General features: G+C 66.4%; 7 protein-coding genes and 1 pseudogene. 5 read left to right on the forward strand and 3 right to left on the reverse strand.

Features of this window, described 5'->3' with window-relative positions; translation table 11 throughout:
• Positions 1 to 552: S-adenosylmethionine synthetase N-terminal domain-containing protein (locus VJ811_RS08950; RefSeq protein WP_324071926.1), on the reverse strand; the 552-nt coding region annotated here is incomplete at its 3' end.
• 50 nt (positions 553 to 602) lie between these two features.
• Positions 603 to 2,228, reverse strand: coding sequence for an apolipoprotein N-acyltransferase (gene lnt / locus VJ811_RS08955; RefSeq protein WP_324071927.1), 1,626 nt, complete (start codon positions 2,226 to 2,228; stop codon positions 603 to 605).
• 133 nt (positions 2,229 to 2,361) lie between these two features.
• Between lnt and VJ811_RS08960 the strand changes: the two are divergent.
• Positions 2,362 to 3,520, forward strand: a pseudogene (locus tag VJ811_RS08960) (IS30 family transposase).
• 33 nt (positions 3,521 to 3,553) lie between these two features.
• On the opposite strand, the gene mutM reads toward VJ811_RS08960, so the two are convergent.
• Entirely contained in the window at positions 3,554 to 4,363 is an 810-nt protein-coding gene (gene mutM, locus VJ811_RS08965; RefSeq protein ID WP_324071932.1) for a bifunctional DNA-formamidopyrimidine glycosylase/DNA-(apurinic or apyrimidinic site) lyase, read from the reverse strand.
• Positions 4,364 to 4,456: 93 nt separating this feature from the next.
• Here mutM and VJ811_RS08970 point away from each other — a divergent pair, with 93 nt between their 5' ends.
• From VJ811_RS08970 to VJ811_RS08985, 4 genes are all read left to right on the forward strand, one after another.
• On the forward strand, positions 4,457 to 5,194 hold the full coding sequence (locus tag VJ811_RS08970) for a class I SAM-dependent methyltransferase (RefSeq protein ID WP_324071928.1): 738 nt from the start codon (positions 4,457 to 4,459) through the stop codon (positions 5,192 to 5,194).
• 139 nt (positions 5,195 to 5,333) lie between these two features.
• On the forward strand, positions 5,334 to 6,878 hold the full coding sequence (gene ubiB / locus VJ811_RS08975; protein ID WP_324071929.1) for a 2-polyprenylphenol 6-hydroxylase: 1,545 nt from the start codon (positions 5,334 to 5,336) through the stop codon (positions 6,876 to 6,878).
• A gap of 101 nt (positions 6,879 to 6,979) precedes the next feature.
• A complete protein-coding gene (locus VJ811_RS08980) occupies positions 6,980 to 8,104 on the forward strand; it encodes a glycosyltransferase family 2 protein (RefSeq protein WP_324071930.1) in 1,125 nt (374 codons plus the stop codon).
• On the forward strand, positions 8,092 to 9,071 hold a 980-nt coding region (locus VJ811_RS08985; RefSeq protein WP_324071931.1), incomplete at its 3' end, for a hypothetical protein. The genes VJ811_RS08980 and VJ811_RS08985, both read left to right, overlap by 13 nt.

Raw genomic sequence — 9,071 nt, forward strand, 5'->3', positions numbered from 1 at the left:
GGCGTAGCGCAGCGTGACCTGGCTCTTGGTGTCGGGCTCGAGGAAGGGCGCGGTGCCCGCCTTGCGGTCGGCGGCCATGCGCTCGAGGATCTTGTGGCTGTAATCGAGCGTCGCGGGCATCAGGTCGGGGGTCTCGTCCGACGCATAGCCGAACATGATGCCCTGGTCGCCCGCGCCTTCGTCCTTGTCGCCGCTTTCGTCGACGCCCTGCGCGATATGCGCCGACTGGGCGTGGAGATTATTCTCGAAACGGAAGGTCTTCCAGTGAAAGCCGTCCTGTTCATAGCCGATCTCGCGTACCGTATTGCGCACGGTCGCTTCGATTTCCTCGAGCGCGCCCGGTGCCCACTCGTCATTCTCGAACACGCCCTTGCAGCGGATTTCGCCGGCCAGCACGACGAGCTGGGTGGTGGTCAGCGTCTCGCACGCGATACGCGCTTCGGGGTCCTTCGACAGAAACAGGTCGACGATCGAATCGCTGATCTGGTCGGCCACCTTGTCGGGATGTCCTTCGGACACGCTTTCGGAGGTGAAGAGGAAGCTGTTGCGCATGGAGAGCCTTCTGTGAACGGATATAAAGGAAGCTTTATGTCGGGGCGCTGTTAGCGTCCGCGCCGACGAAAGGCAATGGCCAGCGCGAGCAGCAGCAACGCAAATCCGACCGGCAGGAGATTCCCGTACCGGGCGAATAGCGTCGGGGCGTGGGCAGGCGGGAGCGTCGTATCGATCCGGCCGGCCCGATGCATCGGCAGCGATTCGAGCACGCGCCCGTCGGCATCGATCACGGCGCTGATCCCGGTCGGCGTGGAGCGCACGACGGGCAATCCTTCCTCGATCGCGCGCAGCCGCGCCTGCGCCAGATGCTGCGGCGGGCCCCAACTGCCGAACCAGGCATCGTTGGACGGATTGAAGATGAAATCGGGGCGATGCGCGCGGTCGACGACCTGGCCCGAGAAGATGATTTCATAGCAGATTTGCAGCCCCGCCCGGCCGAAAGCGCCAAGGTCGAGGGTGCGGGCGCCGGGGCCGGGCCAGAAATCGATGTCGCCGGGCGCGAGGCGCGACAGGCCGATCGCCGACAGGATCGGCCGCATCGGCAGATATTCGCCGTAGGGGACGAGGTGCGCCTTGTCGTAGCGCGGGCCGAGGGTGCCGTCGGCATGGACCGTCATCACCGCGTTGCGCGCGCCGACGACGTCGCCGCTCTTGTCGAGTTCGAGCTTGAGCGCACCGAGCAGCATCAGGTCTTGCGCGTTCATCAGCTGGGTAAGCCGCAAGCGCGCCTCGACGGGCGAGCGGTCGTAGTAAGGCGCGGGATAGCCCGCTTCGAGATAATCGGGCACCGCCGCCTCGGGCCACAGGATCAGCCGCGGCGTGTCGTCCTTGGGTGTCGTCAGCCGCGCGAGCTTTTCGAAATTGAGGTCGGCCTTGCTGCCCTCCCACTTGTCCTCCTGCCCGACATTGGGTTGGACGACGGTGATGGGGATTGTGCCTGCTTCTGACTTTCTCTCATAAGGCGAAAGCGAGTTGAAATAAGCGAGAGCCATGAAGATGGCGACGGTCCCACCAAACGCGAGTTGATAGAGAAGCTGCTTGCGTTCCGATATCTCAGGCGGCGCCTCCCCGGTCATGCGGCGCTGAAAGTACGGCAGGACGTAAATCGCCGCGACCAAGACAACGAGCCCGGACAAGCCATAGGTTCCGATCAACTGCGTTGGCTGGGCAAACCCGATCGCGATCGCGCCAAGCGGATTCCACGCAAAGCCGGTGAACACCCAGCTGCGCAACCACTCGGTGAGCGTCCAGAGCCCGGCAAAGGCAAGAATATAGGAGGGCGCAGTCAAGCGCGTCGCCGGTTCGCCCCAACGGCGCACCATCCACGCCCCCCACGCCGCGAGCGCGGGATAGACCGCTAGATACAGCGACAGCAACGACACCGCGATCCACCCGAGCCACGCTGGCATCGCCGCCTGATAGGTGAAGGCGGTCGCGATCCAGTTCAGGCCGACGACGAAATGGCCGACGCCGAACGCCCAGCCGACACCCAGCGCCCGCGAACCCTTGGGACTGCGCGCAACGAGCGCCATCCAGCCGGCGAGCGCCAGCAAGGTCAGCGGCCACAGGTGGAGCGGGGCGAAGCCGGTTGCCGAAACGGCACCGAGCAGGAGGGCGACAAGCTTTGGCCAGCGGTCGGCGAAAGCGGCGATGCGGGAGGATGTCGCGGTCACGCGCGTTGCTTTAGCGCTGCGCCCCCGGCCCTACAATGGCGCTTGCACTTCATCAGGCGGGGATGGCGGCTAACGACGGTGGGTTCAACGGATCGTCGCAACACTTCATTCTTTGAGGAGAAGGAGTGTGGGGATGAAGCAGCGTCAGCGGATTTATTACTCGGCGGCCCAGCGATCCGAGATCTGGGACCGATGGCAGCGCGGGGAGTCGATGAGTTCGATCGGGCGGCGGTTTGATCGGCAGTCGTCGTCGATTTTCGGTGCTGTCGCCGTCGGGCGGCATTCGTCCGCCGGAGCGCAAGCGGCCGGAACGATCCCTCAGCCTGAGCGAGCGCGAGGAGATATCAAGAGGACTTGTCGCCGGCCGCTCGCTCAGAGCGATCGCAGCCCAGCTTGGCCGGGCGCCTTCGACGATCAGTCGGGAGGTCGGGCGGGGTGGCGGTCGCGACCGGTATCGCGGGACCGTTTCGGATCAGGCAGCGTGGGACCGCGCGCTGCGGCCCAAGCGGTGCAAGCTGGCTTGCTATCCCGCCTTGCGCCGAACAGTATCGCGCAAGCTGCGCCGCAGTTGGTCACCCGAGCAGATCGCTGGCTGGCTCAAGCGCGGCTTTCCGGACGGAGAGCAGCACCGCGTGTCGCACGAGACGATCTACAAAAGCCTGTTCATCCAGGCGCGCGGCGTCTTGAAGAAGGAACTGCTCGAGCATCTGCGGGCGAAGCGCACGATCCGCCGCTCGCGCCACGCCAGCCTGAAGCGCGACGGGCTTGGCCAGATCAAGGATGCGATATCGATCAGCGAGCGCCCCGCTTCGGTCGAGGACCGCGCCGTGCCTGGACATTGGGAGGGCGATCTCATCTCGGGCGCGCGAAACAGCCATATCGTGACGCTGGTCGAACGCCAGTCGCGCTACGTGATCCTGGCCAAGGTGGCGAACAAGGAGACCGCCAGCGTCGTCACGGCCCTGATCAAACAGGCGCGCAAACTGCCTCGCGAGCTCTATCAGTCGCTGACCTGGGATCGCGGCAAGGAGCTTGCCGATCACCAGCGCTTCACCTTGGCTACCGAGGTCGAAGTCTATTTTTGCGACCCCCAAAGCCCGTGGCAGCGCGGCACCAACGAAAATACCAATCGCCTGCTGCGCCAGTATCTGCCCAAGGGAACCGATCTCTCCCTGCACAGCCAGGCCAAACTCAGCGCCATCGCTCGCCAGCTCAACGAGCGCCCCAGAAAAACCTTGATGTATCAGACACCCGCTGAAATGTTCGCTCAGCGTGTTGCGGCGACCCGTTGAACCCACCGTCGATTGCTGCGATTCCCGCCCCCATCACCGCTGGCATTTTGGACAATAGAAGGTCGACCGGCCGCTCTGCACGATCCGCGCGATCGTCCCGCCGCATTCGCACGCCTCGCCCTCGCGGCCATAGACGCGCCAGTCCTTGGCGAAATAGCCGAGATCGCCCTCGGGGCTGAGGAAATCGCGCAAGGTCGAGCCGCCCGCCGCGATCGCCGCGATCAGCACCTCCTTGATCGCGGGCACCAGCGCCGCGAGCTTCGCCCTGGACACATCGGCCGCGGGCTTGGTCGGCGCGATACGCGCCATGTTGAGCGCTTCGCACACATAGATATTGCCGAGCCCCGCGACGATCGTCTGGTCGAGCAGCATCGCCTTGATCGGTGCGCGGCGTCCGGCGAGTGCCTTCGCCAGATAAGCGGCGTCGAAAGCGTCGGACAAAGGTTCGGGGCCAAGTGTGACGAAGGCGGGAAACAAGGTTAGCGGGTCGCCGCTCACAAGGTCGACCGACCCGAAGCGCCGCGGATCGTGGAGGAACAGCCGGTGCCCCGCGGTTTCGAGCAGCAGATGGTCGTGCTTGCCCGCCTCGCCGCCCTCGGTCCGCCAGCGCCCCGACATGCCGAGGTGAAAGATCATATGATCGTCGCGGTCGGTCGAGATGACGCCATATTTGGCGCGGCGCGACAGGCCCGACACGGTTGCGCCGGTCAGCCGCTGCGCAAGGTCGGCCGGGAAGGGCCGGCGCAGATCGGGTCGGAAAGTGGTGACCGCCGTCAGCCGCTGGCCTTCGAGGAACGGCGCAAGGCCGCGAACGGTGGTTTCGACTTCGGGCAATTCGGGCATATCGCGCATCGGGCTACGCGCCATTTGCCTGCACGGCAAGGCCCGGCTAAAGGCCGACGCAACACACCATCTCCCCGCAAAGGCGCGCACTCCATGGCCACTCCCGACACCGTCAGCTTCGGCTATGAACAGGTTCCCGCGGGCGCGAAGACCGCGATGGTCGGCGAGGTGTTCAGCCGCGTCGCGCGCAAGTACGACATCATGAACGACGCGATGTCGGGCGGCATGCACCGGCTGTGGAAGGACCGCTTCGTGCGCCGCGTGAAGCCGCGCGAGGGCGAGGCGATCCTCGACATGGCGGGCGGCACCGGCGACATCGCCTTTCGCATGGAGCGGTTCGGCGCGAACATCACCGTCGCCGACATCAATCCCGACATGCTCGGCGTCGGCGTCGAACGCGCCGCCGAGCGTGGGATCGACAGCCTCGTCTGGTCCGAACAGAATGCCGAGAAGCTGACCTTCCCCGACCAGTTCTTCGACGCCTATACGATCGCCTTCGGCATCCGCAACGTCACCGACATTCCCGCGGCGCTGAAGGAAGCGCACCGCGTGCTGCGCTATGGCGGGCGTTTCTTCTGCCTCGAATTTTCGACGAACGAATGGCCGGGCTTCGCGCAGGCCTATGACGCTTATTCGCACCATCTCGTCCCCAAGCTCGGCAAGCTGATCGCCGACGACGAGGACAGCTATCGCTACCTGATCGAATCGATCCGCCGCTTCCCGCCGATGCCCAAATTCGCGCAGATGATCGGTGACGCCGGCTTCACCGCGGTGAAGGTCGAGCCGATCCTCGGCGGGCTCGTCGCCATCCACAGCGGGTGGAAGGCGTGAGAGCGCGACATTCTTCTCCCCTCCCGCATGCGGGAGGGGCCGGGGGTGGGCCAGCAACTTTGCTCCTGCCCACCCCGACGCGACTTGCGAGCAAGCTCGCAAGTCTCGCTGCCCCTCCCGCATGCGGGAGGGGAGCCCGTTGACCCGTCCCGTCGTCCACATATTGCGCCTGCTGAAATGGGGCCGCATCCTCGCGCGCCATGGCGCGCTGCGCGGGATCGAAGCCGCGCCCGAAACGCCGGCGGGGGTAAAGCGCCTGTGCCGGATCGCGCGGCTGGGCACGATCCAGCCGAAGATTCCAGATTATGCCACCGCCTTCCAGGCGATCGGGCCGGCCGCGGTCAAGCTCGGCCAGACACTCGCGACGCGCCCCGACCTCGTCGGTGAGGAGGCGGCGCGCAATTTGCTGAGCCTGCAGGACGCCCTCGCGCCGGTCGGGTTCGACCGCATAAGGCAGGAAATCGAGGCGACGTTCGAGGTCCCGCTCGAAAGCCTCTACAGCGAATTCGATCCCGAGCCCGTCGGATCGGCCTCGATCGCGCAGGTCCACCGCGCGGTCACGACCGAAGGCCGCAAGGTCGCGGTGAAGGTCCGCCGCCCCGGCATCGACAAGCAGTTCGCACGCGACATCGACACCTATGAATGGGCGGCCGCACATCTCGAGGCGCTCGGCGGCGAAGCGACTCGGCTGCGGCCGCGCGAAGTGATCGCCAATTTCCGCCGCTGGACGCTGCGCGAGCTCGACCTCCGCCGCGAGGCCGCCTCGGCGTCCGAACTCGCCGACGCGATGGTCGGGGTGCCGACTTATCAGGTCCCCGCGATCGACTGGGACCGCACCGCCAGCCGCGTGATGACGCTCGAATGGATCGACGGCATCAAGATTTCGCACCGCGAGCAGCTGATCGCCGCGGGGCACGACATGGAGGCCTTGTCGGCGAACCTCGTCAACGCCTTCCTGCGCCAGGCGATCGCCGAAGGTTTTTTCCACGCCGACATGCACCAGGGCAATTTGTTCGTGAAGGCCGACGGGACGATCGCTGCGGTCGATTTCGGCATCATGGGGCGGATCAACCGGCAGGCGCGCTACTGGCTCGCCGAGATCCTCTATGGCCTGACCACGGGCAATTATCGCCGCGTCGCCGAGATTCATTTCGAGGCGCAATATGTGCCCGACTATCACAATGTCGAAGAATTCGCGACGGCGCTGCGCGCGGTCGGCGAGCCGATGCGCGGCAAGCCGGTGAGCGAGCTCAGCGTCGGGCAAATGCTCGATGGACTGTTCGCGATTACCCGCGATTTCGACATGCAGACCCAGCCGCACCTGCTACTGCTCCAGAAGACGATGGTGATGGTCGAAGGCGTCGCGACGATGCTCAATCCCCAGATCAATATGTGGGACGTCTCGGGTCCGTTCGTCAGCGAATGGATCCGCGACGAACTCGGCCCCGAGGCCGCGCTCGCCGATGGCCTGCGCGAACAGGGCAAGACGCTGGCGCTGATCCCCGACATCATCCGCCGCCTCGACGCGCAATTGCCGAAAAAGGGCGCCGCGCCGCCGGCGCCGCCGCTGCCCGACATCGCGCTGATGTGGGATGTGGGCGAGAAAAAGCGCTGGTGGCGTTACGCACTCACCGCGCTCGTCGGCGCCGCGGCGGGCGCCGGCATCCTGAACTGGCTGGGCTGACAGCACCCTTCCGGCGCGTAGTTACCGGACATTTACCTTAAATCGTTAAGCGCAGACCTCGACCAACCCCGGACGTGAAATCCGGACAGAACCGAGGTTTCATGCGCCACGACATCCTGATTGCCGACACGATCCTTCCGGTCGACAGCCTGCCTCTCGAGGTCGCGGTCGTGGTGCCGACGCTCAACGAAGCCGCCAATGTCGAGAAATTGATCGAAAAACTCTCGGTCGTGCTTGCAGGACGCGGGTGGGAAGTCGTCTTCGTCGACGATAATTCGCCCGACGGGACGAGCGCGCTAGTGCGCCGCATCGGCCGCGGATCGCGGCATGTGCGCATCGTCCAGCGCGTCGGCCGCCGCGGCCTGTCGTCGGCGGTGGTCGAGGGTATATTGGCGACCGCCGCGCCCGTTGTCGCGGTGATGGACGGCGACCTCCAGCATAGTGAGGACGCGCTGCCGCGGCTGATCGACGCGATCGCGGGCGGCGCCGATATCGCGGTCGGCACGCGCTATGTCGCGGGGGGCGGGGTCGGCGATTGGGACAAGGATCGCGCGCGGATGAGCCGGCTCGCGACGCGCGCCGGGCAGATCGCGCTCGGCACCGACGTGTCCGATCCGATGAGCGGCTTTTTCGCGGTTCGCCGCGATGCCTTCGAACGCGCGCTGCCGCGCCTCTCGGCTGTCGGGTTCAAGATATTGATCGATATTTTGGCGTCGAGCCCGGCGCCGCTGAAGGTCGCCGAAATCCCCTATCAATTCCGCACCCGCGAGGCCGGCGAAAGCAAGATCGGCGCGCGCGTCATCGCCGAATATGCCGAGCTGATCGCCGACAAGACGATCGGCCGCTTCGTGCCCGTGCGGTTGCTCAAATTCCTGATGGTCGGCGGGCTCGGCGTGTTCGTCCACCTCGCCGTGCTGCGCACGATCCTCGGCACCGGCAGCGCCTTTGTCACCGCGCAGACCAGCGCGGTGATGACGGCGATCGCCTTCAACTTCTTCCTCAACAACAGCTTCACCTACGCCGACCGCAAGCTGAAAGGCTGGCGCCTCGTCGGCGGGCTCGCGAGCTTCTATGCGATTTCGGCGCTCGGCGCGGTCGCCAATATCGGCATCGGCACGTGGATGGCCGGGCATGACGAACGCTGGTGGGTGGCGGGGGTCGCCGGCGTGCTGGTCGGCGCGATCTGGAACTTCGCGATGTCGTCGGCGCTCACATGGCGCAAATGAGGGCGGGCGCGCCGGGCTGGAACCGCTTCGCCGGGGTTTCGCGCCCCGTCGCGGCGGCGGTGCTGGGCCTGCTTGCGCTGTTGATGATCTGGGGCGCGGCTGGCGGTGTCGGCCGCGCCCATCTCGCGGTGGCAAAACCCACATTGGCGCAATTCGACGGCCTCGTCGGCGATCATGCGCTCTATGCGCGTATCGCGGCGCGGGTCGAAGCGGGCGAATCCTATTATGCCGCGGCCGCGGCCGAACACCGCGCCGGCGACTATCCGCTGCGTCCCTTTGTGACGGTCCGTTTGCCGACGCTGGCCTATGTCGTTGCCGCGTTGGGCGAACATAAGGCGATGCTGCTCCTGCTCGTCATCGGCGGCGCGGCCATCCTTGCCTGGTATCGGCGGCTGCGAACCGAGCCCGCGCTTCCGCGCACCGCGGCGGTCGGCGCGCTGTTCGTCGCGGGGAACCTGACGCAGCTCGCCGCGCGCGAGTGGCTGTTCATTCATGAAGTCGCGGCGGGGGTGCTCCTCGCGCTCGCACTCGCGCTATATCGTCCGGCGCGTCCGTGGTGGACCATGGCGATCGTCACCGCCGCGCTCGCGATCCGCGAGACCGTGCTGCCGGTCGCGATGCTGCTGGGGCTGTTCGCGCTGATCGACCGCGACTGGCGCGCGGCGGCGGGCTGGCTCGCGATCGGGCTAGGCTTCGCGGCGGGCCTCGGCGCGCATATCGCGGCGCTGGCGGCGGTCACGACCCCCGCCGACGCCGCGAGCCAGGGATGGAGCGGACAGGGCGGCTGGATCGCCTATCTGTCGTTCGTCCAGGCATCGTCGCTGCTGCGCTTCTTCGCGGGATGGGTCGGGGCGCTGCTCGTGCCGCTGTCGCTGCTCGGCTGGGCGGCGTGGCGCTCGCGGCTCGGGCTTGCCGTGCTGCTGATCCAGCTTGGCTATGCGGCGCTGCTGATGCTCTTTGCGCGGCC

It is taken from the genome of Sphingopyxis sp., from assembly GCF_035250425.1.
Taxonomy (GTDB): domain Bacteria; phylum Pseudomonadota; class Alphaproteobacteria; order Sphingomonadales; family Sphingomonadaceae; genus Sphingopyxis.

What these genes read in the sequence shown, in the direction of transcription:
- mutM (WP_324071932.1), bottom strand. Translation starts at nt 4,363, where the DNA reads ATGCCCGAATTGCCCGAAGTCGAAACCACCGTTCGCGGCCTTGCGCCG.
- VJ811_RS08970 (WP_324071928.1), top strand. Translation starts at nt 4,457, where the DNA reads ATGGCCACTCCCGACACCGTCAGCTTCGGCTATGAACAGGTTCCCGCG.
- VJ811_RS08980 (WP_324071930.1), top strand. Translation starts at nt 6,980, where the DNA reads ATGCGCCACGACATCCTGATTGCCGACACGATCCTTCCGGTCGACAGC.